The sequence below is a fragment of the Nocardioides luteus genome, from assembly GCF_015752315.1.
Taxonomy (GTDB): Bacteria; Actinomycetota; Actinomycetes; order Propionibacteriales; family Nocardioidaceae; genus Nocardioides.
On record NZ_JADOVJ010000001.1, the window covers coordinates 4,683,146 to 4,706,644 of the forward strand.

Below are 23,499 nucleotides of genomic sequence, written 5' to 3' on the forward strand. Positions count from 1 at the left end.
CCACTAACTCACGATACGAACGTCCGCGGACCACCACAGGTAGTCGTGCTGCTCGGCCGGAAGGTCGATCACGACGCGGTCCAGGGGCAGCCGATCGAGCGCGTGCACGGTGCATTGCTCCGCGGGGGTTGCCCGGTAGAGATAGGCGTCCAACGGCCATTTCGTACGCAGCCACTCATCGAGCCGCTCGGCGACCGAGGCGCCGAGCCCGGGATCGCGGTCCTGGCGGAGCCAGTAGCTGACCCGGGCGGTGGAGCCACCTGCGTACCGGAGGAGGGTCTGGGCGTCGGCGCCCATCGCCTCCAGGTAGGGGAACAGGGGCTGCACGTAGAGACAGCCGAGCGAGGAGGTGCCCGCGGGGTCGAGGAAGAGGTAGGTGAAGGCGCGCTTCGCCTGGTGGTCGGACCAGTGCCGGATCACCAGCGGCAGGTTGTCCTCGGTGCCGAAACCCTCCAGCGGCCACCGGCCACAGCTGTGGTCGCGGATGACGTCCGGGCTGGCCAGGTAGGCCTCGGTGTCCAGGTCGAGCAGCTCGGGCCGGAGCGGCGCCAGCACGAAGTCATCGGTGGCCAGCGGCTCGGGGGGATCTGCGACCAGAAACATGGCGTCAGAGTGCTACGTCAACCGCTTCGTCCGCCACGGTAATTCGCTCGCCGTGAACCTTCGTCGCAGGCCGTAGGCTCAGACCTCGACCTCGTGCCGCGCGCGGTCGGCCTCCTCGTCGGTGACCTGGAGCTGGGAGCGGCGCTCGGCCTCGATACGGCGGAGGTAGTGGTCGACCTCCTCCTTGGCGCGCTGCTCGTCCCAGTCGAGCTCGTCGGCCATGATCTTGGCGACCCCCGGCGCCGCGCGTACGCCGCGGTCGAAGGTCTCCATCGAGATCCTGGTGCGGCGCTCGAGCACGTCGTCGAGGTGGCGGGCGCCCTCGTGGGTGACGGCGTAGACGACCTCGGCGGCGAGGTAGTCGTCGGCGCCCTCGAGCGGCAGCGCGAGCGGGCGGCGCTGCTGGATGAGGTCGAGGACGTCGTCGATCAGACCGCCGTGACGACCGAGGAGGTGATCGATGCGGGCGACGTGCAGGCCGGACCGACGAGCGAGCAGGACGCGCTGGTTGGAGCGGGTCTCGAAGCCCTCGGCCCCGACGAGCCGCACCTTGTCGGTGATCGAGTCGCGCAGGGTCATGTTGGTAGTGGTGCCGAGCGAGTGGGCCGCCGCGTCGACGGCGTCCTTGGCCATCACCCGGTAGGTCGTCAGCTTGCCGCCGGCGATCAGCACCAGGCCCGGCAGCGGCGTGACCACGGTGTGCTCGCGGCTGAGACCCGCGGTCTGGTCGGACTCGCCGGTGAGAAGCGGGCGGAGCCCGGCGTACACGCCCTCGACGTCCTCGAGGTCGAGCGGCTCGCGCAGGATCGCGTTGACGTGCTCCAGGACGTACTCGATGTCGGTCTTGGACGCCGCCGGGTGGGCGAGGTCGTAGGTCCAGGGGGTGTCGGTGGTGCCGATGATCCAGTGGCGGCCCCACGGGATCACGAAGAGGACCGACTTCTCGGTGCGGACGATGAAGCCCGACTCGGAGCGGATCCGGTCGCGCGGGACGACGAGGTGGATGCCCTTGGACGCCTTGACGTGCAGGGCACCGCGGCCGCCGACCATGGCCTGGATGTCGTCGGTCCACACCCCGGCGGCGTTGACGACGGTCTTGGCGCGGATGACCAGGTCCTGGTCGTGCTCGAGGTCGCGGGCTCGGACGCCGACGACCCGCTCGCCCTCGCGCAGGAACCCGGTCACCTGGACCCGGGTCGCGATGTGGGCGCCGTGGGAGGCGGCGGTGCGCGCGATCGTCATGACCAGGCGGGCGTCGTCGACCTGGGCGTCGTAGTACTGGATCGCGCCGGTGATGGCGTCGGTGTTGAAGTCGGGGGCGATCCGGGCGACTCCGCGGCGGGTGAGGTGGCGGTGGCGCGGGAGGCCGGAGTTGCCGAGCCCGGAGAGCGGGCCGAAGCTCGCCATCCCGTCGTAGAGCGCGAGGCCCGCGCCGATGTAGGCGCGCTCCCAGACCGGGTTGGTCAGGGGGTAGAGGAACGGCACCGGCCGGACCAGGTGCGGGGCCAGGGTGTTGAGCAGCAGACCGCGCTCCTGGAGCGCCTCGCGGACCAGCTCGAAGTCGAGCATCTCGAGGTAGCGGAGCCCGCCGTGGACGAGCTTCGAGCTGCGCGAGCTCGTTCCGGAGGCCAGGTCGCGCTGCTCCACCAGGCCCGTGCTCAGGCCTCTGGTGACGGCGTCCAGCGCCACTCCGGCGCCGGTCACACCTCCGCCGACGACGAGTACGTCGAGCTCGGTCTCCCCCGCCGCACCGACCATCGTGCCGATCGCGAGATCGCGGCTCTGTGGACTCAGTGCCCCAGTACGAGTCATACGTTCGAAGTTAACCCACCACGCCGAATTGTCACTTCTGGCGCGCGAGAAATTCACCGGCGCCGGCCGATAAGTCACGCAGACGTCACAGACGGGCGGCACTGACCAGGGTGGCGAGCCGCTCCGGAGCCATCGGCTCCTCGACCACGAGCATCTTGTCGCCGTCGGCGTGAATCATCGGGCGGGTGCCGTCGGGCTCCGGAGGCGCGGTGGCGATGGCGACATGCATGACGCGCCCGTCCGGGCGCGCGAAGAAGTAGAGGTCGCCGGCGGTGACGTCGTCGAGGTCGATCGCCTCGAGTGCGACCGCCTGGTCGCGGGCGTCTCGCGGGAGACGTACGCCGATGGCCTCGGCCGCCCGGAAGACTAGGCCGGAGCAGTCGATGCCGGCCTCGGTGGTGCCGCCCCAGACGTAGGGGACGCCGAGGTAGCTTCTCGCCTTGCTCAGCAGGATCGAGACCGAGCTGGTCAGAGCGTCCGTCGGCAGCCACCCGGGATAGCCCCGCTCGTCCTTCGTGGAGGCGTGCGAGGGGACGACGACGTACGCCCACTCCCCCTGCGTCTTCAGGACGACGACCTCCTCGCCGGGGACCACCTCGGTCTCGTGCTCGGCGTCGTCGGTGGGCTCGGCCACGACGAAGGTGGGCTGGTTGACGGTCGTCATGAGAGGACTCCTTCGATGCCGAGGCCGTCGGCCTGGGGGAAGAGGATGCGGGGGCCGTCGTAGGCGATGCCACCGTCATACGGGCTCGTCCTCGCCCACCAGCCGGCGTCGAGATCCTGCTCGCCGGGGAGGCCTGTCGCGGCGACCAGGGCTGCCGCCGCGCCGATGCCGAGATGGGACTCCATCATGCAGCCGACGAGCCGACCGAGACCGTGGCGCTTCGCGACCTCCAGCAGCTCGATCGCCGGCGTGATCCCTCCACACTTGGCCAGCTTGACGTTGACCGCGTCCGCCGCGTTCGCGCGGATCACGTCGACGAGGTCCTCGAGGTCGAAGACGGACTCGTCGGCGAGGATCTTGTAGGGCTGGTTCCGACGGACGTACGCCATCGCCTCCAGGTCACGCCGGGCCACCGGCTGCTCGACGAACTCGAGCTCGACGCCCTGGTCGGCCAGGGTCGTCAGCACCGCCACCGCCTCGTCCGCGCGCCAGCCGGTGTTGGCGTCCAGACGGAGTACGCAGCCCGGCGCCGCCTCGCGCACCGCGAGCACGCGCTCGGCGTCGCCTGCCGCGTCCGTTCCGACCTTGATCTTGAGCGTCGTGAAGCCGTCTCGGGCTCGGGCTGCCGCGGCCTCTGCGAGGTCGACGGGGGTGCCTACGGAGAGGGTCATGTCGGTGAGCAGGCTCGTTGGAATACCCGGTTCACCGGCCAGGTGCTCGACCATGGACACCCCGGCTCGCCGGGCGACGAGGTCGTGCAGCGCGATGTCGGCGGCCATCTTGGCCGACCGGTTCCCGACGACGGCACCCTGGATCAGGCCCGCCGACGACAGGTCCGCGGCAGCACCGACCAGGACATCCGAGATCGGCCCCTCCAGCGCCGCGGCGGAGCCGGCGAGCGAGTCGCCGGTGACCCGCCAGACCTGCGGTGCCTCACCCCACCCGACGCGCCCGTCGGAGTCCTCGACGGTGACCACGACCGTCTCCGCGAACTCCGTACGCCGCAGCGCGGTCACGAACGGGGTGTGCAGCGGCACCCGCACACGCCGGGTGCGCACCGCGACGACCCGAGGCACCGTCACAGGGTCGACCACAGATAGCGAGCGACCTCGCTGATCCGGAACTCCGACTCGTCGTCGTCCAGGCCGGTCGTGAGGACGACCATCACCTGCGGTTCGCCCTGAGCCGGCCGGATGATCGCCATGTCGTGGCGTACGCCGTCGACCCAGCCGGTCTTGTTGCCGACCACCGCGTCCTCGGGCACGCCGAGCGGGATCGCGTCACGGTACTCCTGAGCGACCAGGATGCCCTCGAGCTCGGCGGTCGACTCGGGCGAGAGCAGCCGGCCGGAGGCGAGCTTGGTGAGCAGCTTGCCCATGTCGTTGGCGGTCACCAGGTTCTGCAGCCCGGCCTCGCGCGCGGGCGCGTCCTCGATCCCCCGCGCGATCGTCGTCATCGGCGTCATGCCCGCGTCAGCGAGCACCGCGGCGACCTCCTCGAGCCCGACCCGCTCGAGCACCAGGTTGACGGCCAGGTTGCCCGACACGGTCAGGGAGCGGCGTACGAGATCACCCAGCGGCAGCTGGGAGCCGACCGCCTCCCAGGTCACGGGATCCTGGTCCTCCTCCCGCGACATCTCGAAGCGCGACCCGGTGACCGCGGAATCGAAGTCCGGATGCACCGCGATCGGCTCGTCCAGCGACAGCAGCCCGCGATCTCGCAGCCGATAGGCCGCGATCGCGACGGGCACCTTCATCAGGCTCGCCGCGTAGTGCTGCTGGTTGACGTTCTGGGCCTGCGTCGGGATGCCGTCGAGGCCACTGAGCCAGGTCGAGACCAAAGGTTCCACGCGTCGAGGCTAGTCGGTCCGGTCGAGATCCTGCCGGATCCGGTTCACCTCGTCGAGCCAGCTGTCGACGTCCGCGGCACGCGTGGCGTACTCCTCGGCCACGTCGGGCTCGAGCGAGATCCAGAACTGCGAGCTCTGCCCGGCATCCCAGACGGCGTCGGCGACCTCCTCGGCGGTGAGCGCGCCCTCGGCCGTCCGGAAACCCGGGAGTCCGGAGGAGCGCTCGAGCATCGCGGTCTTCACGCTGCGGGCGACGATCGCCTGAGCGACGATGCCCTGGTGCCGGTAGGTGGCGGCGAGCCACTCGGCGAAGGCGATCTCGGCGTGCTCGGTGGCCGCGTAGGAGGGGGAGCCGAGCAGCGTGAGGAGACCCGCGGAGGAGGAGGTGACCACGAACCGACCGGCACCGCGGGCGACCCAATCCGGCAGCAGCAGCCGCGCTGCGCGTACGTGGGCGAGGACGTTGACCTCGTAGGAGGTCAACCAGGCGTGGTCGGAGGCCTCGAGGCCGCGGCCGCGCTCGACTCCCGCGTTGCCGTACCAGGCGTCGATCTTGCCGAGCTCCTCCCGGGCAGCGTCCACCAGCGCCGCGGTGCCGGCGGCGGAGGCGGCGTCGCCGGGGACCGCGAGGGCACCGATCGAGTCGGCCACCGAGCGGAGCTCGGCGTCGTCGATGTCGGCCACGACGACGCGACACCCCTCCGCGGCGAACCGCGTGGCCAGGGCTCTCCCGATCCCTCGGGCTGCTCCGGTCACCACTACCCCGCTCCCGGGTGCGAGTACGTTCACGGACCGACCACCTCCAGTGGCATTTGGGGTTGGCTGACCACTGTACCGAGGTCGATCCGTGAACGTGTGACTACCTACTGATCAGTACGGATTACTCCGCCCATCTCATTCGGGCAGCCCGGACGAGGGCGGAGCGTCCGAGGCGGCACTGTCGTCCTCCTCGATCGGGGCGTCGCCGATGTCGGTGACGAGGACCGGCGTGAGCGGCTCGGAGGCACCGTTCTTGATCTCGACCACGCTCACCCCGGAGATGCCCATGTGGGAGTCCTCGGAGAAGCGGAACGGCGCCAGCCCGGGTCCCTCGAAGGAGGCGCCCTCCTTCTCGATCGTCTCCACGATCGACTCGCGGGTGAGGTCCTCGCCGTTGGCCTGCAGCGCCTGGACGAAGGTGTAGGCCTGCGACATGCCGTAGATCCGGTAGTTGGTCAGCTTCTCCGAGCCCTTCTTGGAGTAGGAGTCCCAGACCTTCTGCCAGAGCTTGACCCACTCGTCGTCGGGAGCGTCGACGCCGGGGATGTACTCGGTCGTCATCATCCCGTCCATCAGCTTCACGCCCTGCTCGGCCGGGATCTTCCCCTTGGTCATCGAGGCGAGGAGGCCACCGACGAGCGCCGGGTCGGAGCCGACGTTCGAGTAGAACCACTTCGACTTGAAGCCGACGCCCTGAGCGGCGATCTGGCTCAGCGCGGTGTAGGAGGGGGTGTTGAAGCCGATCACCAGGTTGACGCCCTTGGACTTGAACGAGGACATCTGCGGGGAGAAGTCGGTCGACCCGCCCGGCGTGTACTTCTGCACGTCGACGATCTGGGAGTCGAGGAACTGCCGCGCGCCCTTCTCGCCGTCCTCGCCGAAGTCGTCGTCCTGCAGGAAGAGACCGACCTTGGCGTCGGGCATGTTCTCCTTGACGTACTGGCCGATGACCTTGCCCTCGATCTCGTAGTCCGGCTGCCAGCCGAACGTCATCGGCGAGGTCGCCGGGTCGTCGCCCCACTGCAGCGAGCCGCTGGAGACGAACAGGTCGGGGATGCCGTCGTCGTTGAGCCGCTGCACGACCGCGCGATGCGTGGGGGTGCCGAGGCCGGAGACCATCGCGAAGATCTCGTCCTGCAGGATCATGTCGTTGGTGACGGCGCTGGTGTTGGTCGGGTTGTAGGCGTCGTCCTTGACGACCATCTCGATCTCGCGGCCGTGGACGCCGCCGGCGTCGTTGACGTACTCATAGAACGCCTGATGGCCCGACGGGATCTCCGAGTAGCCGGGCGCGGCGGGGCCGGTCAGCGGGAAGTGCGCGCCGACCTTGATGGTGGTGTCGGTGACGCCGACCGCCGTCCCGTCCTCGGAGGGCCGCTCCTTCCCCGCACCACAGGCCGCGAGGAGCGAGGCAGTGGTGAGGACACAGACGACCTGTACGGCTCTGCGTGCAGTGTTTCTCATGTTGTCTTCTCCTTGGTTGACCCGAGAGATGAGCGCGCCAGAAATGTGCGCAGACTGCCGACGATCCCCGCCGGAGCGAGGAGGATGACGAGCATCAGCACCAGCCCGTAGACCACCGGGGTGACCTCCGCGGCCTGGGTCGCACTGAGCCCGGCCGACTCCCCGAGATCGGTGGCGAAGTGAGGAAGAAAGGCGAGTACGCCGGCCCCGATGAGCGCTCCGGTCAGGCTGCCCAGCCCGCCCAGGACGACCGCGGCCAGCAACGTGAGGGAGAGCGTGATCGTGAACGCGCCCGGCGCCGTGAGACGTACGTTCATGGCCATCAGCCCGCCGGCGAGCCCGGCGCACATGGCGCTGACGGTGAAGGCGACCACGCGGGCGCGGCCGAGGTGGATGCCGGCCAGCTCGGCGGAGACGTCGTCGTCCCGCACCGCCCGCCAGCGGCGTCCCACGCGGGACCGGCTCAGGTTGGCGAGCGCCACGAAGGTGAGCACGAGGAGCAGCCAGCCGAGGTAGGCGAGGAAGGAGTACTGGTCGATCTCGACGGCGGTGAAGAACCAGATCAAGTCCTGGATCCAGGCGGGGAGCTCGCTCGCCCGCGGCACCGGCACCTGGAGACCCTGCTCGCCGCCGAGGACGTTCCACTGGTTGGCCAGCCGGGGCACCGCGACGGCCAGGGTCAGCGTCGCGCCGGCGATGTAGGGCCCGTGCAGCCGCGCCGCCGGGACCCCGACCACCACGCCGACCACCGCACAGACGGCGATCGCGACGAGCAGGGCGACGAAGACGTCGGCCAGCGTCTCGCCGCCGGTGCGCTCGAGCACGAGGGTGGCGGCGTACGCCCCGACGGCCATGAGCGCGCCGTGGCCCAGGGAGAGCTGGCCGGAGAGGCCGGTCAGCAGTGTGAGACCGCCGGCGGCGATGGCGAAGTAGGCCATCTCGGCGTAGCGGGTCTGCAGGTACTGGCTGGAGGTGCCGATGACCGCCATCGCCACCACGAGGGCGACCAGGGCGACGACGAGGTGACGGGCCAGCGGCACCGACATCACCGGACGGAGGAGAGAGCGCAGACGTTCCATGGGTCAGACCCTCCTGGCCGCAGCTGCCGCGAAGAGGCCGCTGGGACGCACCAGCAGCACCACCATCAAGATCCCCAGCGCCACCAGCGGCGCCAGATGCTCGCCGACGTAGCCGGTCACGTATGAGAGCGAGAGCCCGAGGATCAGCCCGCCGATCACCGACCCGAGCGGCGAGTCGAGGCCGCCCAGCACGGCGGCGATGAAGCCGTAGATCACGAACGGGTCCATGAACGCCGGGTTCACCAGGTCGCCGCCGGCGATGAGCATCCCGGCCACCGCACCCACGGCGGCCGCGAGCGCCCAGCCGAGGGTGAGCATGCGGCCGACGCGTACGCCCAGGAGGCGGGAGACCTCGCCGTTGAACGCCGCCGCCCGCATCCGCAGCCCCAGGTCGGTGAAGCGGAAGAGCACGACGAGCCCGGCCATCACGACGGCGACCACGACGATCGTCAGGATGCCGAAGGGGGTGATGCCGATCGAGGTGTCCCCGACCGCGATCGCGTTGGTGCTGACCGGGGCCGGAAAGCCGCGGTGCTGGACACCGAAGGTGATCGCGGTGAGCCCGTGGAGGACCATGAAGAGCCCGAGGGTGAGGATCACCGCGTTGAGCTCGGCCTTGCCCTCGACCGGGCGGATGATCACCCGCTCGATCACGGCACCGAGCCCGAAGCCCGCGGCCAGCGCGGCGACGAAGGCCAGCCAGTAGGGCACGTCGGCGTTGAGCAGCGACAGCGCGATGTAGGTGGTCACCATCGCCATCGCCGCCTGGGCGAAGTTGACGATCCGGGTCGAGCGCCAGATCAGGCACAGGGCCAGCGCGAACGCGGCGTAGACCGCGCCCAGGACCAGCCCGCCGAGGGTGGTGTCGAGGAACTGTTGCATCGTTCTTGGCCTCCTAGAACCCGAGGTAGGCGTGGCGGAGCTGCTCGTCGGCGGCCAGCTCGGCGGCCGGCGCCGAGGCGACGACCTTGCCGAGGTTGAGCACGACGCCGTGATCAGCGATGGACAGGGCACTGCGGGCGTTCTGCTCGACCAGCACGACCGTGAGCTCCTCGGTCTGCACCAGGCCGCGGAGCAGGTCGAAGATCTGGGCGACGACCCGGGGCGCGAGCCCCAACGAGGGCTCGTCGAGCAGGAGCACGGTCGGTCGGGCCATCAGCGCGCGGCCGATGACGAGCATCTGCCGCTCACCGCCCGAGAGCATGTGGGCGGTGGCCTCGCGGCGCTCACCCAGGCGTGGGAAGAGCTCGAAGACCCGCTCGATCGGCATCGGCTGCGAGCCCGTCGCGCGGTGCAGGCCGCCGAGGCGGAGGTTCTCGACGACGGTCAGCTCGGCGATGACGCCGCGGCCCTCCGGTACGTGGGAGAGGCCGTACGAGGTCAGCTTCTCGGTCGCCGTGCGGGTGATGTCCTTCCCGTCCAGCTTCACGCTGCCCCTGGTCGACCTCACCAGCCCGGAGACGGTGCGCAGGAGCGTGGTCTTCCCGGCGCCGTTGGCACCCAGGACCGCGGTGACCTGCCCTCTCGACGCGGTGAAGGTGACGCCGTTGAGCGCCTTGACGGGTCCGTACGCAGCGCTCAGATCCTCGACGGCGAACATCAGGCCTCCTCCCCATCGGTGGTCGAGCTTGTCGAGACCATGGCGTGGACCTCGGCGTCCAGGTCGTCGTGCTCGACCTGGTCACCCAGGTACGCGGCGAGGACGGCGGGGTCGTTGCGGATCTCGTCGGGTGTGCCGGCCGCGATCACGCGGCCGAAGTCGAGCACGGTGATCCGGTGGCAGACCGACATCACCAGGTCCATGTGGTGCTCGACGAGCATCACCGCGGTGCGCTCGGTCAGTCCGGTGATGATCTCGCCGAGCTCGGACATCTCCTCGGCGCTCAGTCCGCTGGCGGGCTCGTCGAGGAGCAGCAGCTCCGGCTCGGCGACCAGGGCGCGGGCGAGCGCGACCTTCTTCCGGATCGGGTAGGGCAGGCTGCCCGGGTAGCGGGCGGCGTACGACGCGATCCCGAGCTCGCCGAGCACCTCCCGCGCCTTGGCGGCCAGGCGGGCGTCGTCGCGGTGGCCGAGCCCGAGCAGGCCGCGCACGAACCCGGCGCGGGCGAGCCGGTCGGCTCCGACCATCACGTTGTCGAGCACCGTCATCCGCTCGAAGAGCCCGAGCCCCTGCAGGGTCCGGGCGATGCCGTGGCCGGCCAGCTGGTGCGGGCGGAGGTCGTGGATCGGCTCGCCGCGCAGGCGGAGCTCGCCCTCGGCGGGGCTCACGAAGCCGCACACGACGTTGAACAGGGTGGTCTTGCCGGCGCCGTTGGGGCCGATGACGCCGAGCACCTCGTGCGGCGCGACCTCCAAGGAGACGTCCTCGAGGGCGCGTACGCCACCGAATCTCACCGAGACGCCCTCGACGGCGAACAGCGGCGTGGCTTCGCCAGGGTTCTGCATCGTGCTCCCTTCACCCGTTGTGACGGCTATCACTTTGGACTCTCCGCACAACAGGGGATATGGGCAACGCGCCCAAAATCGTTCGGGCACTCTGTCTGAGATTCCCTGGTTTACTGGCGGATACGGCAGTGGGCATGGGACGCTCCGCACATGGGTGTGATGCGCGACACATCTCCCGACTCGGAGCTCCGACCGCTGGTCGAGCGTGCCTGGGCGTCCTTGGTGAGCCAGGCCGACGCGATCGCCGACGACATCACGTTGACGCTGATCGCGATCCAGCCGGAGTGGCACCAGAACGCGGAGCCGTCGGTGCGAGCCGACCTGCGCTCGAGCACCCGGGAGCACGTACGCCGGGGCATCCGGGCCATGGCCGGGATGACCCCGGGAGCCAATCCCGTCGACCTGTGGCGCGAGACCGGCAGGCGGCGGGCGCGGCAGGGCGTGCCGCTGGAGTACTGCCTCAACGCCTACACCGTCGGCACCCGGATGCTCTGGGAGGCGATGGTCCGCCAGCAGGCGGCGCTGGGCATCGACGACAGGGTGATGGTGCTCGCCGGGCGGCAGGTGTGGACCGACCTGGACGTGCAGAACTCGGTCATGTCGGGGGCCTACCGGAAGGAGGCGGCGCTGCTGCAGCGTCGCGACCTGCAGCTCCAGGCCAGGCTGCTGGACGGGCTGGCCGAGGGCCGTGGCGGTGACCCCGCGTTCGCCGCCGAGGTGCAGGACATCCTCGGGATCGCCGCCGACGAGCAGATGGCCTGCGTGGTCGCCGCCTTCGACGGCAACCGCGACTCACCGCTGCGCAACCCCGACGACCGGCTGGAGAAGGCCGAGCTGATGTCGTTCTGGCACGTCCGCGGCGACCACCACTTCGGGCTGGTCCCGCTCGGGTCGCGCCCGATCGCGGAGGCCGTCGAGAACCTGGTCGAGCAGCTCGCCTGCTGCAACTCGGGCCGGGTCGGGATCGCCACGGCCGACGATCTCAGCGGCTTCGGCACCGCCTTCCAGCTGGCCACGCACACGGTGGAGACGGTGCCCCGGGGACGTACGGACATCGCGGTCGTCGACGACCGTCTTCCGCAGGTGCTCCTGACCGCCTCCCCGGCGGTCTCCTCGCTGCTCGTACGCCGCACCCTCGGCCCGATCCTGGCGCAGCCGACACACCAGTCCGACGTGCTCCTGGCGACGCTGCGCGCCCTCATCGCCCACGGCGGCTCCCCCACCCACGCCGCCGAGGACCTGATCTGCCACCGCAACACGGTCATCTACCGCATCAAGCAGATCCAGGACCTCACCGGCAAGAGCATCTCCGACCCCGGCGACCGCCTGCTCCTGGCGCTCGCCCTGATGGCTCTGGAGAAGTAGCCGCGCTGGTCGAGCCGTCGTCGTGAGGAACGAACGACGACGTGTCGAGACCAACACGGTCCCTTCGGCGCTCGATAGGACTGTGTTGGTCTCGACACGCCTCCGCCTAGCGGCTCCGGCGGCTCGACCAGCGGTCTAGATGTCGACCAGCGACCCCAGACGGTCGCGATGGAGGCCGGGAAGGCCGTACGCGATCTGGTCGGCCTTGGCCCGCTTGAGGTAGAGGTGGGCGGGGTGCTCCCAGGTCATGCCGATGCCGCCGTGCAGCTGCACCGCCTCCTCGGCCGCGGTGACGGCGAGGTCACCGCAGTACGCGGCGGCGACATGGGTCGCGATCTCCGCCTCCTCGGCGTCGCCGAGAGCCAGCGCTCCGGCGGCGTAGCGCGCTGCGGCGCCGGCGCCCTCGACGCTGGTGTAGAGGTCGGCGAGCCGGTGCTTGAGCGCTTGGTAGCCACCGACGATCCGACCGAACTGGCGGCGCACCTTGAGGTAGTCCACCGTCGTGGTCAGGCACCACTGGGCCACCCCGACCTGCTCGGAGGCCATCAGTGCGGCCCCGGCCAGCAGACCGGAACGTACGCCGTCGGCACCGTGCTCGGCGGCCACGACCACCTCGCCGGCGGCCGGGTCGAGACGTACGTCGGCGAGCTGGCGGGTCATGTCCAGCGAGCTCACGGGGGCGATCGTCGCCCGGTCCGCGGGGGCGGCCCGGACCTCGATGCCGGCAGAGGTCGCGACCGGCACCAGGAGGGTGTCGGCCTCGAGGGCACCGGCGACCGATCGCACCTCGGCCTCGCCTGCCTCCAGCGGCTGGACGGTCGTGGCGGTCAGCGGCACGACCAGCGCCGCGGTGCGCTCTCCCGCCGCCAGGCCGCCCAGCAGCTCCACGCCCTTCTCGGTGGGTCCGGCGAGCAGGACCGAGGTCGCGACGACCGCGCTGGTCAGGAAGGGCACGGGGGCGACCGAGCGCCCCAGCTCCTCCAGGACCACGGCGGCCTCGCGGGCGGACGCGCCCGCGCCACCGTAGGACTCCGGGATCAGCAGCCCTGCGAGCCCGAGCTCGCCGGCGATCCCCTTCCACAGGACCGGGGTGAGCGAGCTGTCGCCGTCGTACGCCTTGACGACGTCGGCCGGGTCGCAGCGCTCGGCCAGGAACGACCGGACCGTGGCCCGCAGGTCGGCGTCGAGCTCGTTGTCGAGCAGTTCGACTTCGGGTCCGCTCATCGGGGGATCTCCTTCCAGGCCACGTCCTTGTCGACCCGGTGCTCCCCGGGGAGGCCGAGGACGCGCTCGGCCACGATGTTGCGCAGGATCTCCGAGGTGCCGCCCTCGATGGAGTTGCCCTTGGCGCGCAGGTAGCGGTAGACCGCGTCGCGACCGGCGAAGTCGACGTGCTCGGGCCGGACCATCGTCCAGCCCTCCCCGTCCTCGTAGCGAAGACCCTCCTCACCACGGAGCTCCAGGTCGAGCCCGGTGAGCTGCTGGTTGATCTTGGCGAACGTCAGCTTCATCGCCGACCCCTCCGGGCCGGGCTGGCCGACGGCCAGCTTCTGCCGCAGCCGCGCCCCGGTCAGCCGGGCCACCTCCGACTCGACCCACAGCTCGAGCAGCCGGTCGCGCAGCTCGGGGGCGTGGTTCTCCGGATGCGTACGCCACGACTCGGCGACCACGCCGAGCATCCCGCCCTCGCGAGGCATGGCGGCGCCACCGATGGCGACACGCTCGTTGTTGAGGGTGGCGTTGGCGACCTCCCAGCCCTGCCCGACCGCACCGAGCCGGTGCGCGTCGGGGATCCGGACGTCGGTGAGGAAGACCTCGTTGAACTCCGCCTCGCCGGTGATCTGGCGCAGCGGGCGCACCTCGACGCCGGGATCGTGCATGTCGCACAAGAAGTAGGTCAGACCGCGGTGCTTGGGGACGTCCGGGTCCGTGCGAGCGACCAGGATCGCGAAGTCCGCGTTGTGGGCACCCGAGGTCCACACCTTCTGCCCGTTGACGACCCACTCGTCGCCGTCGAGGACCGCCCGGGTCGCCAGCCCGGCCAGGTCGGAGCCGGCGCCGGGCTCGGAGAAGAGCTGACACCAGATCTCGTCGCCGCACCACAGCGGCTCCAGGAACCGAGCCTTCTGCTCAGGGGTGCCGTAGGCCAGGATCGTCGGCGCGGCCATGCCGAGCCCGATCCCGTTGCGCCGTGGGTTGTTGTCGGGAGCACCGGCGGCCTCGAAGAGGTCGTTCACCAGCGGCTGCAGGGCCCGGGAGACCCCGAGACCACCCTCGCCCTCGGGGAACGCGACCCAGGCCAGCCCGGCCCGGTAGCGGGCGTGCAGAAAGGCGCTCGGCTCGGTCGTCGCGACCGGGTGCGCTGCCAGGAACTCCTCGACCCGCCCCGTGATCTCCTCAGGAGTCACTGTCGACCCTCCCGTCGTGCGGCCTGCCGGCGCAGCTCCGCCTTGGCGAGGGCGTTCTTGTGCACCTCGTCGGGGCCGTCGGCGAAGCGGAGCGTGCGGATACCGGCGTACGCCTTGGCCAGCGGGAAGTCCTGCGAGAGGCCGCCGGCGCCGTGCGCCTGGATCGCCTTGTCGAGGATCCACTGGACGGTCGCCGGGGTGGCGATCTTGATCGCCTGGATCTCGGTGTGGGCGCCCTTGTTGCCGACCGTGTCCATCAGCCAGGCGGTCTTGAGGACGAGGAGCCGCAGCTGCTCGATCCGCACCCGCGACTCGGCGATCCAGTCCCGGATCACGCCCTGCTCGGAGAGGGGCTTGCCGAAGGCGACGCGGTCCTCGACCCGAGCGCACATCAGCTCGATCGCCCGCTCAGCGAGGCCGATGGAGCGCATGCAGTGGTGGATCCGGCCCGGGCCCAGGCGCGCCTGCGCGATGGCGAACCCCATGCCCTCGGTGCCGATGAGGTTGGCCGCGGGGACGCGTACGTCCTCGAAGATCAGCTCCGCGTGACCACCGTGGTCGTGGTCGTCGTAGCCGAAGACCTCCATACCGCGCTTGATGGTGAGGCCCGGGGTGTCACGCGGCACCAGGATCATCGACTGCTGCTTGTGGCGCTCGGCCGACGGGTCGGTCTTGCCCATCACGATGAAGATCTTGGCGTTCGGGTTCATCGCGCCGGTGATCCACCACTTGCGGCCGTTGAGGACGTACTCGTCGCCGTCGAGGGCGATCGAGGTCTCGATGTTGGTCGCGTCCGAGGAGGCGACGGCCGGCTCGGTCATCGCGAACGCGCTGCGGATCTGCCCGTCCAGCAGCGGCTCGAGCCACTCCTTCTTCTGCGCCTCGTCGCCGAAGTCGTGCAGCACCTCCATGTTGCCGGTGTCGGGGGCGGCGCAGTTGAAGGCGGCCGGCGCGAGGTGGCTGCGGCCGGTGATCTCGGCCAGCGGGGCGTACTGCAGGTTGGTCAGCCCCGCCCCGCCCTCACCGGGCAGGAAGAGGTTCCACAGGCCACGCTTGCGGGCCTCGGCCCGGATCTCGCCGAGGACCGGGACGCTGTCCCAGGCCCACCTGTCCGGCAGTGCCGCGAGCTGCTCGTCGAAGACGGCCTCGTTGGGCTCGACGTACGTCTTCTGAAAGTCCCACACCGAGGCGACGAGCTCCTCGGTCCTGGCGTCGGGTTTGAAGTCCATCAGCTCTCCTTCATCGCGTTGATGCCCATGTCCAGGAGCGGGTGGATCCCGTCCCCGATCTTGTCGAAACCGGGCCCGACGGTCTGGCCCTTGAGGTAGCGGTAGTGGATCCCCTCGAGGATCGCGGCGAGCTTGTACGCGGCCAGACCGAGGTAGAAGCCGAACTCGCTCAGGTCGCGCGGGCTGGCGGCGTCGTAGCGGGCGATGATCTCGTCCTCGGAGAGCCAGCCGGGTGCGTTGCTGACGTCGGTCACGGTGCCGTCGCCGGAGACCGAGGCCATCCGCTGGTAGGTGAGCAGGATCGCCAGGTCGGTGACCGGGTCGCCGAGCGTGGCCATCTCCCAGTCGACGACGGCCCTGATCCGGTCGGCCTCGTCGGTGAGGACGTTGTCGAGGCGGTAGTCGCCGTGCACGATCCCCGGCCCGGTCGAGGCCGCCTCGGCGGCGCCCACCCGAGCCTCCAACAGCGCGTGGAGCTCGTCGGCGGCGGGCAGGTCACGGGAGTAGGACGCCTCGAGCTGCTTCTTCCAGCGCCTGACCTGCCGCGACAGGAACCCGTCCGGGCGGCCGAACTCGCTCAGCCCGACCTTCGCCGGGTCGACCGCGTGCAGCGCGGCCATCACGTCGATGAGCTGCTCCGAGATCGCCCGGGTCCGCTCGGCGCCGAGCGGCTCGAGCTCGCGGGCGTAGCGGTAGGGCCGGCCGTCGACCTTCTCCATCACGTAGAACGGCGCGCCGAGCACGTCCTCGTCGTCGCAGAAGGCGAAGGTGTGCGGCACCGGTACGTCGGTTTCACGCAGCGCGGTGATCACCGTGTGCTCGCGCTTCATGTCGTGGGCGGTGGCGAGCACGTGCCCCAGCGGCGGGCGCCGGACGATCCACTCGTGGGTGCCGTCGGAGACGGCGTACGTCAGGTTGGACTTGCCCCCGGAGATGTGGGCGGCGCTCAGCTCGGCGCCGGCGCCGTCGACGTTCTGGGCGAACCACGGGCCGAGCCGGTCCAGATCGAGGCCGGGCAGAGATTCGGTCGTCACGCGGCACCTCCGAGTGCGGGAATCATGCGGGCGAGCGCTGCGCGGGTGCTCGTCGCGTCTGTATGGAGCAGTGCGTCGAGACCGACCGCCCGGGCGCCGAGCACGTTGGGCTCGGCGTCGTCGATGAAGAGGCACTCCTCGGCCCGGAGCCCGAGCCTGCTCAGGGTGCGTTCGAAGATCGGCGGCTCCGGCTTGCGCATCGCGACCTCCTCGGAGATCACCACGACCTCGAACAGCGCGTCGACCTGCTTTCGCGGGTAGAAGTTGCCCCAGCTGTTGGAGAGCAGGGCGAGCCGGATGCCGGCGTCGCGGAGCTCCTCGGCCAGCGCGAACATCTCCGGGTTGGGCCGCATCCCGGCGAAGAGCCGGGACAGGACGCCTTCGGGATCGACGGGGCTGCCGTCGTACGTCTCCAGGCGGGCGGCCAGGAGTGTGTCGAACTCCTTGACCGAGAGCTCGCCGAGCTCGAGACGGTGGATCGGGGTACCGGCGTCGGCGTAGCGACCCAGCCACTCCTTGAGCACCGTCGTGAAGCTCTCCGGCTTGATGCCGTCGGCCTTCAGCCAGGCCCGGATCGAGTCGCCGATCGGCGTGGTCAGCACCCCGCCGTAGTCGAAGATGACAGCCTTCATGCGACGTACACGACCCGTCCGACGGTGGTGCCGTCTGCAAGACGCTGTACGCCGTCGGCCACCTCGTCCAGCGGCAGCTCCTCGCTGACCAGCGGCTTGATCGAGCCCTCGGCCGCCATCCGGGTGAGCTCGGCGTGGCACTCCTTGACGAGCTCGGGGGCGAGCATGTTGTAGAGACCCCAGTGGAGCCCGACGATCGAGTAGTTCTTGATCAGCGAGTGGTTGAGCGCGGCCTCCTGGATGCGGCCACCGGCGAAGCCGATGATCAGGATCCGGCCCTCGAAGGCGATGCACTTGGTGGAGCGGTCGTAGGTGTCGCCGCCGACCGGGTCGTAGATGACGTCGGCGCCCTTGCCGCCGGTGACCTCCTTGACCACCTTCACGAAGTCCTCGGTGTGGCGGTCGATGACGACGTCCGCGCCGAGCTTCCTGGCGACCTCGGCCTTCTCCGGGCCGCCGACCACGCCGATCACCGTGGCTCCGGCGGCCTTGCCGAGCTGGATCGCGGCGCTGCCGACCCCGCCCGCGGCGGCGTGCACGAGCAGCGTCTCGCCGGGCTGGAGGTGGGCGCGACGGTGCAGCGCGAACCAGCCGGTCTGATAACCGATGTAGAGGCTCGACGCCTCGGCGTCGGTGAGCGCCTCGGGAGCAGGGAACGTCGTCGCCGCGTCCATCAGCGCGAGCTCTCCGAAGCCGCCGTAGGGCAGCGAGCCGCCACCGATCACGCGGTCACCGACCTGGAGGCCGTCGACGCCGTCGCCGAGCGCGACCACCTCGCCGCACAGCTCGACGCCGGCGGTGAACGGCAGCTCGGGCTTGACCTGGTAGAGACCCCGCGCCATCAGGACGTCGGGGAAGTTGGCCGGGCTGGCCAGCACCTTCACGACGAGCTGTCCGGCCCCGGGGGACGGGTCAGGCACCTCCTCGAGCCTCATCACGTCCTTCGGCTCACCGAGCTCGTTGATCCGCCACGCCTTCATACCTGTCCCTCCACGTGCTGCCAGAGTCGGTTCATCCCGCCGAGCCACTTGTCGGTCTGCGTCGCCCGCGCGGCGTAGTAGTCGCCCACCTCCGGGTGCGGGAGCACCAGGAAGCGGTCGTCGGTCGTCGCCTCCCAAGCGGCGTCGGCGACCTGCTCGGGGGTGAGTGCCACGTCTCGGCTGAGCAGGTCCTTCATCACGCCGGACCGCTCGAGCATCCCGGTCTGCACACCCTGCGGGCAGATCGCCTGGACGACGATCCCGTGGTGGCGGTACGTCGCCGAGAGCCACTCCGCGAAGGCGACGGCGCCGTGCTTGGTCACGGTGTAGGTCGGCGCGCCGATCATCATCAGCAGCCCGGCTGCGCTCGCGGTCACCACGTAGCGGCCGGCCTTGCGCTCGACCCAGTCGGGGACGAGGAGCCGGGCCGCCCGGACGTGGGCCATCACGTTGACCTCGTGGGACGCCTGCCAGTCCTCCTCGGGACAGTCCAGGCCGATGCCGCGGTCGATGCCGGCATTTCCGTACCACGTGTCGATCTGGCCGAGGTGGTCCTTCGCCGCCTCGACCAGGCGGGCGACGCCCTCGACGGAGGCCGCGTCGCCGGCCACCGGATGGGCGCCGATCTCCTTCGCGGTCTCGGTGAGGCGTACGTCGTCGATGTCGTTGATCACCACGCGGACGCCCTCGGCGACAAGCCGGGCGGCCAGCGCTCGGCCGATGCCGCCCGCGGCGCCGGTGACGACGGCGGTGCTGTCGGGAGCGATCGGCATCAGACGCGACCGCCGGCGAGGGTGAGGCCGCCGTCGACGGTGACGAGCTGGCCGGTCATCCAGCCGGCGTCCTCGGAGAGGAGGAAGGAGGCGACGCCGGCGATGTCCTCGGGTACGCCGAGGCGCTTGAGCGGGTAGGCCGCCGAGACCTCGGCCTCGCGGCCCTCGTAGAGGAGCTCGGCGAACTTGGTCTTCACGACCGCCGGGAGGATCGCGTTGACGCGTACCTTCGGGCCGAGCTCGACCGAGAGCTCCTGGGTGATGTAGCTGAGCATCGCCTTGCTCGCGCCGTACGTCGCGATCAGGGGCGTCGGGGCCAGGCCGGCCACCGAGGAGATGTTGACGACCGCGCCGCCGTGCTCGGACATCCACTGCCGCCAGACCTGCTGGGTCCAGCCGATCGGCGAGAGGCAGTTGACCTCGACCGTCTTGCGGGCCGACTCGCGGTCCATGTCGATCAGGCCGCCGGCCTTCGGGTTGATACCCGCGTTGTTGACCAGCAGGTCCGCGCTGCCGAACGTGTCGATCGCCGCCTTGACGACCTCCTCCTGGTGGGCCGGGTCGTCGGCCTTGCCGGCGATGCCGAGGGCGACCTCCTTGCCGCCGAGCCCCTCGACGGCCTCCGCCAGCGCCTCGGGCTTGCGCGCCGTGATGACGACCTTCGCGCCCTCCTCCACCAGCCGCTGGGCGATGCCCAGCCCGATGCCCCGGCTGGCCCCGGTGATGATCGCCGTACGTCCCTCGAACCTCGACATGCTCAATCCCTCGTATGCTCGGCTAATCTAAGCGCTTGCTTAGGTGGTGACAGCGGTCACTCTACGGGGTCGCCCAAGAACATGGAAGGTCGATGTCCAAGCAATGCCGAGAAGTCGGCCGCGTCGGCCGAGGCGTCGCCCCGGTCGGCCGAAGCATCACGCGCGTCGGCCGAGCAGAAGCAACGCCGAAAACGCAGTTGTGGGCGACGAAACTGTCGTTTCGTCGCCCACAACTGCAGACTCGGCCCGCCAGAACGACCGACTCGGCCCGAGGTGATCGTCAGCCGACGACGACCTCGATGCGCTGGAACTCCTTGAGGTCGGTGTAGCCGGTGGTGGCCATGGCGCGCTTGAGGGCGCCGACGAGGTTCATGGTGCCGTCGGCGACGTGGGAGGGGCCGTAGAGGACCTCCTCGAAGGTGCCGACGGGCTGGAAGGCGACGCGCTCGCCGCGGGGCAGGTCGGCGTGGTGGGCCTCGTTGCCCCAGTGGAAGCCCTTGCCGGGAGCGTCGGTGGCACGTGCGAAAGGCGAACCCACCATGACGGCGTCGGCGCCGCAGGCGATCGCCTTGGCGATGTCGCCGGAGCGGCCGACGGCGCCGTCGGCGATGACGTGTACGTAGCGGCCGCCCGACTCGTCGAGGTAGTCACGACGCGCGGCAGCCACGTCGGCGACGGCCGAGGCCATCGGCACCGCGACACCCAGCACGGTCCGCGTCGTGTGGGCCGCACCGCCACCGAAGCCGACGAGGACACCGGCCGCGCCGGTGCGCATCAGGTGCAGCGCTGCCTGGTAGGTCGCGCAGCCACCGACGATGACCGGCACGTCGAGCTCGTAGATGAACTCCTTGAGGTTGAGCGGCTCGGCCTGCGAGGAGACGTGCTCGGCCGAGACGGTGGTGCCGCGGATGACGAAGAGGTCGACGCCGGCGTCGACGACTGCCTTGGCGTACTCCTTGGTCCGCTGCGGGGACAGGGCCCCGGCGACGGTGACGCCCGAGGCGCGCACCTCGCGCAGCCGCTCGGTGATCAGCTCGGCCTTGATGGGAGCCTCGTAGATCTCCTGCAGGCGCCGGGTCGCGTCGACACCGCTCAGCTCGGCCAGCTCGTCGAGCAGCGGCTGCGGGTCGTCGTAGCGGGTCCACACGCCCTCGAGGTTGAGCACGCCGAGACCGCCGAGCTTGCCCATCGCGATCGCGGTCGACGGCGACATCACCGAGTCCATCGGCGCGGCGAGGACGGGGATGTCGAAGCGGTAGGCGTCGATCTGCCAGTCGGTGCTGACCTCGGTGGTGTCGCGGGTGCGGCGGGACGGCACGATCGCCACGTCGTCGAAGGCGTACGCCCGTCGTGCTCGCTTGGCCCGGCCGATCTCGATCTCAGTCACAGGACGGATTGTTCCACGTGACCGGATCGAGATCGGAAAGCACGCACCGACCTGGACCGTCGAGGCGCTAGCTGCGTACGGCGGTCAGGAGCAGGTACTCCCAGTTCATCGTCCCGCCGGCGAGGTAGCGGTCCCCCAGCTCGGCGAGCTCGGCGTCGAGCTCGGCGGTCCGGGCCTCGTCCTCGGCGATCCCCCGGTAGGCGACGATCGTCGGCCCATAGCAGGCCTTGAAGAAGTCGCGGAACTCCGCGCCGGTGTCGAACGAGTCGATGGCGACCGTCCGCTTCTCGGCCCGGACGTCGCTCACCGCGTCACCGAGCAGGCCGCGGACGTGGGCCTCGTCGCCCCACCGAGGAGGCGGCTGCGCACCTTCGGGCGGCGGCGCCATGAACGGCTTCATCGTCGCGAACATCTGGCCGATGAAGCCCTCGGGCGTCCAGCTGATCAGGCCGATCCGGCCGCCCGGCCGCACCACGCGGACCAGCTCGGCGGCGGCCTTCTCGTGGAACGGCGCGAACATGATGCCGACACAGGAGATGACGACGTCGTACGCGGCGTCGTCGAACGGCAGGGCCTCGGCGTCGGCGACGCGCCAGGTGATCGAGCCGCCCCCCGCCTCCTCTGCCGAAGCGGAGCCCGAGGCGATCTGCGCTGCATGCGCCTGCCCGATCTCGAGCAGCTCCGGCGACAGGTCGCTCGCGGTCACGTCCGCGCCGGCGAGAGCGGCCGGGACGGCGGCGTTCCCGGTGCCGGCAGCGATGTCGAGCACGCGGTCGCCGGGTCCGATCTCGCTGGCCTCGACGAGCACCTGGCCGAGCTCGGGGATGAGCTCGTCGGCGACCCGGGCGTAGTTCCCGAGCCCCCACATCGCCCGGTGCTTGGCCTTCAGGTCGGGTGAAACTGGTGTTGCGGTCATGTCGTCCTCCACGACGTCGACCCGAGATGTGATCTGGAGGCTCCAGCGTCACCCGGCGCCGTCGCGGGCGGATAGTGCCGGATCTGAACCCCTGACGGTTCTGGATCTGTACTTGCCACCCGTCCACGTCAGCGGTCTACTGATGGCAGGGATCTCGGGCTGCGAGAGAGGCGGTCCGGTGGCGGGATACGGCCAGTTCTGTCCGGTGGCGAAGGCCATGGAGGTGCTCGACGAGCGGTGGACGCTGCTCGTCGTCCGCGAGCTGCTGCTCGGCAGCACCCACTTCAACGAGCTCCGCCGGGGCGTGCCGAAGATGTCGCCGGCGCTGCTCTCCAAACGGCTCCGCACCCTGGAGCGCGCGGGCATCATCGAGCGGCGCGGCGAGGGGCAGCGTACGTCCTACCACCTCACCGACAGCGGCCAGGAGCTCGCCACGGTCGTGACCGCGCTCAACGAGTGGGGAGCGCGCTGGATCGGCTCGCTCGGCCAGGCCGACCTCGACCCCCACCTGCTCTTCTGGGACATGCGCCGCACCATCCCGATCGACGTGTGGCCGCGGCAGCGCACCGTGGTCGAGTTCCGCCTCACCGACGTCGAGCCGAAGGCCGCTCGCTGGTGGCTCGTGGTCGCCGCCGACCAGGCCGAGGTCTGCGACTTCGACCCCGGGTTCGAGGTCGACGCCCGGCTCACCTGCAGCCTGCGTACGCTCACCGAGATCTGGCGTGGCGACCTCGCCTGGCCGATGGCGCTCCGCGCGGAGATGGTCAGCATCGCCGCCGCCGAGGACGTACGCCGCGCCCTCCCCTCCTGGCTCGGCCAGTCCTCCGCCGCCCACGTCCCCCGCCCCCGCCGTCAGCTCCAGTCGTAGGAGAGCACGAAGCCGTACGACTCGCCGCCGCCCTCCTCGGAGAGGACCATGTCGGCCTCGCCGACGAGACCTTCGAGGCCGCCGGTGCCGAGGCCCGGGACGACGGTGAGGTGGGAGCGGACGGTCTTCTCGGCGTACGTCCCGCTGATCCGCCACACGCAGGAACCCTCCTGGCCGGCGATGGAGCCGGTGAACTGCTCGTACGCCTCGAAGACCGCGCCCCCGGCGGGGTTGCCGTAGGCGCCGATCATCCGCGCGACCCCCTTGCCCTCGATCTCCCCGGCGTAGGTGTAGTCGGTCTCGGCGGTGGTCAGGCCGCGAGCGGGGATGTAGACGTCGTCGCCCATCCGGGTGCCCTCGCCGTCGATGTCGACGTAGGCCGCCTCGATCCAGCGCGCGACGGTCATCGTGGTGCTTGCCTTGTTTCCGTAGGTGTTCATGGCTCCAGCCTGCTGCGGGAACCGGGGCGCAGGATTG

The 23,499-nt window shown here is 70.5% G+C and carries 24 protein-coding genes; 2 read left to right on the forward strand and 22 right to left on the reverse strand.

The features are described 5' to 3' along the window. Positions 1–3 precede the first annotated feature (3 nt). The 11 genes from HD557_RS22395 to HD557_RS22445 all read right to left on the reverse strand — a co-directional run bounded on the left by HD557_RS22395 (position 4) and on the right by HD557_RS22445 (position 10,675). Positions 4–603, reverse strand: coding sequence for a hypothetical protein (locus tag HD557_RS22395; RefSeq protein WP_196875514.1), 600 nt, complete (start codon positions 601–603; stop codon positions 4–6). Between the two features lie 78 nt (positions 604–681). Further along, entirely contained in the window at positions 682–2,415 is a 1,734-nt protein-coding gene (locus tag HD557_RS22400; RefSeq protein ID WP_196875515.1) for a glycerol-3-phosphate dehydrogenase/oxidase, read from the reverse strand. Between the two features lie 85 nt (positions 2,416–2,500). After that, on the reverse strand, positions 2,501–3,079 hold the full coding sequence (locus HD557_RS22405; RefSeq protein ID WP_196875516.1) for a C40 family peptidase: 579 nt from the start codon (positions 3,077–3,079) through the stop codon (positions 2,501–2,503). Next, positions 3,076–4,155, reverse strand: coding sequence for a dipeptide epimerase (locus HD557_RS29115; RefSeq protein ID WP_196875517.1), 1,080 nt, complete (start codon positions 4,153–4,155; stop codon positions 3,076–3,078). The genes HD557_RS22405 and HD557_RS29115 overlap by 4 nt, the downstream gene beginning before the upstream one ends. A 2-nt stretch (positions 4,156–4,157) precedes the next feature. After that, complete coding sequence (locus HD557_RS22415; RefSeq protein WP_196875518.1) at positions 4,158–4,928, reverse strand: serine hydrolase; 771 nt, start codon at positions 4,926–4,928, stop codon at positions 4,158–4,160. 9 nt (positions 4,929–4,937) lie between these two features. Then, positions 4,938–5,717, reverse strand: a complete 780-nt coding sequence (locus HD557_RS22420) for an SDR family oxidoreductase (RefSeq protein WP_008362359.1) — start codon at positions 5,715–5,717, stop codon at positions 4,938–4,940. Between the two features lie 105 nt (positions 5,718–5,822). After that, a complete protein-coding gene (locus HD557_RS22425; RefSeq protein WP_008362360.1) occupies positions 5,823–7,151 on the reverse strand; it encodes an ABC transporter substrate-binding protein in 1,329 nt (442 codons plus the stop codon). Beyond that, a complete protein-coding gene (locus HD557_RS22430) occupies positions 7,148–8,230 on the reverse strand; it encodes a branched-chain amino acid ABC transporter permease (protein ID WP_196875519.1) in 1,083 nt (360 codons plus the stop codon). Before HD557_RS22430 ends, HD557_RS22425 begins: the two co-directional genes overlap by 4 nt. Positions 8,231–8,233: 3 nt before the next feature. Then, on the reverse strand, positions 8,234–9,112 hold the full coding sequence (locus tag HD557_RS22435; protein WP_008362362.1) for a branched-chain amino acid ABC transporter permease: 879 nt from the start codon (positions 9,110–9,112) through the stop codon (positions 8,234–8,236). Positions 9,113–9,125: 13 nt separating this feature from the next. Next, positions 9,126–9,830: an ABC transporter ATP-binding protein gene (locus tag HD557_RS22440; protein WP_196875520.1), complete on the reverse strand. Its 705-nt coding sequence runs from the start codon at positions 9,828–9,830 to the stop codon at positions 9,126–9,128. Further along, entirely contained in the window at positions 9,830–10,675 is an 846-nt protein-coding gene (locus tag HD557_RS22445; RefSeq protein WP_196875521.1) for an ABC transporter ATP-binding protein, read from the reverse strand. The genes HD557_RS22440 and HD557_RS22445 overlap by 1 nt, the downstream gene beginning before the upstream one ends. Before the next feature lie 150 nt (positions 10,676–10,825). Between HD557_RS22445 and HD557_RS22450 the strand changes: the two genes are divergently transcribed. Further along, positions 10,826–12,040 carry a PucR family transcriptional regulator gene (locus HD557_RS22450; RefSeq protein ID WP_196875522.1) on the forward strand — a complete coding sequence of 405 codons (1,215 nt, stop codon included), beginning with the start codon at positions 10,826–10,828 and terminating at the stop codon, positions 12,038–12,040. Positions 12,041–12,175: 135 nt separating this feature from the next. Here HD557_RS22450 and HD557_RS22455 read toward each other — a convergent pair whose 3' ends face one another. The 10 genes from HD557_RS22455 to HD557_RS22500 form a co-directional block, all read right to left on the reverse strand. Next, positions 12,176–13,264 carry an acyl-CoA dehydrogenase family protein gene (locus HD557_RS22455; RefSeq protein ID WP_196875523.1) on the reverse strand — a complete coding sequence of 363 codons (1,089 nt, stop codon included), beginning with the start codon at positions 13,262–13,264 and terminating at the stop codon, positions 12,176–12,178. Beyond that, complete coding sequence (locus HD557_RS22460; protein WP_196875524.1) at positions 13,261–14,448, reverse strand: acyl-CoA dehydrogenase family protein; 1,188 nt, start codon at positions 14,446–14,448, stop codon at positions 13,261–13,263. Before HD557_RS22460 ends, HD557_RS22455 begins: the two co-directional genes overlap by 4 nt. Then, positions 14,445–15,677, reverse strand: a complete 1,233-nt coding sequence (locus HD557_RS22465) for an acyl-CoA dehydrogenase family protein (RefSeq protein ID WP_008362375.1) — start codon at positions 15,675–15,677, stop codon at positions 14,445–14,447. The genes HD557_RS22460 and HD557_RS22465 overlap by 4 nt, the downstream gene beginning before the upstream one ends. Continuing rightward, positions 15,677–16,711 (reverse strand): phosphotransferase family protein, encoded by a 1,035-nt coding sequence (locus HD557_RS22470; protein WP_196875525.1) that lies wholly within the window; start codon positions 16,709–16,711, stop codon positions 15,677–15,679. Before HD557_RS22470 ends, HD557_RS22465 begins: the two co-directional genes overlap by 1 nt. Then, positions 16,708–17,343 carry an HAD family hydrolase gene (locus HD557_RS22475; RefSeq protein ID WP_008362381.1) on the reverse strand — a complete coding sequence of 212 codons (636 nt, stop codon included), beginning with the start codon at positions 17,341–17,343 and terminating at the stop codon, positions 16,708–16,710. Before HD557_RS22475 ends, HD557_RS22470 begins: the two co-directional genes overlap by 4 nt. Beyond that, positions 17,340–18,323, reverse strand: a complete 984-nt coding sequence (locus HD557_RS22480; protein WP_196875526.1) for an NADPH:quinone oxidoreductase family protein — start codon at positions 18,321–18,323, stop codon at positions 17,340–17,342. Before HD557_RS22480 ends, HD557_RS22475 begins: the two co-directional genes overlap by 4 nt. Next, on the reverse strand, positions 18,320–19,096 hold the full coding sequence (locus tag HD557_RS22485) for an SDR family oxidoreductase (RefSeq protein WP_196875527.1): 777 nt from the start codon (positions 19,094–19,096) through the stop codon (positions 18,320–18,322). The genes HD557_RS22480 and HD557_RS22485 overlap by 4 nt, the downstream gene beginning before the upstream one ends. Next, positions 19,096–19,851 carry an SDR family oxidoreductase gene (locus tag HD557_RS22490; protein WP_165113379.1) on the reverse strand — a complete coding sequence of 252 codons (756 nt, stop codon included), beginning with the start codon at positions 19,849–19,851 and terminating at the stop codon, positions 19,096–19,098. The genes HD557_RS22485 and HD557_RS22490 overlap by 1 nt, the downstream gene beginning before the upstream one ends. A gap of 280 nt (positions 19,852–20,131) precedes the next feature. Further along, a complete protein-coding gene (locus HD557_RS22495; RefSeq protein ID WP_196875528.1) occupies positions 20,132–21,238 on the reverse strand; it encodes a GuaB3 family IMP dehydrogenase-related protein in 1,107 nt (368 codons plus the stop codon). 67 nt (positions 21,239–21,305) lie between these two features. Beyond that, positions 21,306–22,154 carry a class I SAM-dependent methyltransferase gene (locus tag HD557_RS22500; protein WP_196875529.1) on the reverse strand — a complete coding sequence of 283 codons (849 nt, stop codon included), beginning with the start codon at positions 22,152–22,154 and terminating at the stop codon, positions 21,306–21,308. Positions 22,155–22,296: 142 nt separating this feature from the next. Between HD557_RS22500 and HD557_RS22505 the strand changes: the two genes are divergently transcribed. Continuing rightward, positions 22,297–23,022: a winged helix-turn-helix transcriptional regulator gene (locus HD557_RS22505; protein WP_196875530.1), complete on the forward strand. Its 726-nt coding sequence runs from the start codon at positions 22,297–22,299 to the stop codon at positions 23,020–23,022. Here the strand turns inward: HD557_RS22505 and HD557_RS22510 are convergent. After that, positions 23,007–23,462, reverse strand: coding sequence for a DUF3224 domain-containing protein (locus tag HD557_RS22510; protein ID WP_196875531.1), 456 nt, complete (start codon positions 23,460–23,462; stop codon positions 23,007–23,009). The two genes, HD557_RS22505 and HD557_RS22510, sit on opposite strands and share 16 nt — an antisense overlap. Between the last annotated feature and the right edge of the window lie 37 nt (positions 23,463–23,499).

Coding starts and splice junctions, on each gene's coding strand:
- HD557_RS22395 (WP_196875514.1), bottom strand. CDS start 603: ATGTTTCTGGTCGCAGATCCCCCCGAGCCGCTGGCCACCGATGACTTC.
- HD557_RS22400 (WP_196875515.1), bottom strand. CDS start 2,415: ATGACTCGTACTGGGGCACTGAGTCCACAGAGCCGCGATCTCGCGATC.
- HD557_RS22405 (WP_196875516.1), bottom strand. CDS start 3,079: ATGACGACCGTCAACCAGCCCACCTTCGTCGTGGCCGAGCCCACCGAC.
- HD557_RS22425 (WP_008362360.1), bottom strand. CDS start 7,151: ATGAGAAACACTGCACGCAGAGCCGTACAGGTCGTCTGTGTCCTCACC.
- HD557_RS22430 (WP_196875519.1), bottom strand. CDS start 8,230: ATGGAACGTCTGCGCTCTCTCCTCCGTCCGGTGATGTCGGTGCCGCTG.
- HD557_RS22435 (WP_008362362.1), bottom strand. CDS start 9,112: ATGCAACAGTTCCTCGACACCACCCTCGGCGGGCTGGTCCTGGGCGCG.
- HD557_RS22440 (WP_196875520.1), bottom strand. CDS start 9,830: ATGTTCGCCGTCGAGGATCTGAGCGCTGCGTACGGACCCGTCAAGGCG.
- HD557_RS22445 (WP_196875521.1), bottom strand. CDS start 10,675: ATGCAGAACCCTGGCGAAGCCACGCCGCTGTTCGCCGTCGAGGGCGTC.
- HD557_RS22450 (WP_196875522.1), top strand. CDS start 10,826: ATGGGTGTGATGCGCGACACATCTCCCGACTCGGAGCTCCGACCGCTG.
- HD557_RS22455 (WP_196875523.1), bottom strand. CDS start 13,264: ATGAGCGGACCCGAAGTCGAACTGCTCGACAACGAGCTCGACGCCGAC.
- HD557_RS22465 (WP_008362375.1), bottom strand. CDS start 15,677: ATGGACTTCAAACCCGACGCCAGGACCGAGGAGCTCGTCGCCTCGGTG.
- HD557_RS22475 (WP_008362381.1), bottom strand. CDS start 17,343: ATGAAGGCTGTCATCTTCGACTACGGCGGGGTGCTGACCACGCCGATC.
- HD557_RS22480 (WP_196875526.1), bottom strand. CDS start 18,323: ATGAAGGCGTGGCGGATCAACGAGCTCGGTGAGCCGAAGGACGTGATG.
- HD557_RS22485 (WP_196875527.1), bottom strand. CDS start 19,096: ATGCCGATCGCTCCCGACAGCACCGCCGTCGTCACCGGCGCCGCGGGC.
- HD557_RS22490 (WP_165113379.1), bottom strand. CDS start 19,851: ATGTCGAGGTTCGAGGGACGTACGGCGATCATCACCGGGGCCAGCCGG.
- HD557_RS22500 (WP_196875529.1), bottom strand. CDS start 22,154: ATGACCGCAACACCAGTTTCACCCGACCTGAAGGCCAAGCACCGGGCG.
- HD557_RS22505 (WP_196875530.1), top strand. CDS start 22,297: ATGGCAGGGATCTCGGGCTGCGAGAGAGGCGGTCCGGTGGCGGGATAC.
- HD557_RS22510 (WP_196875531.1), bottom strand. CDS start 23,462: ATGAACACCTACGGAAACAAGGCAAGCACCACGATGACCGTCGCGCGC.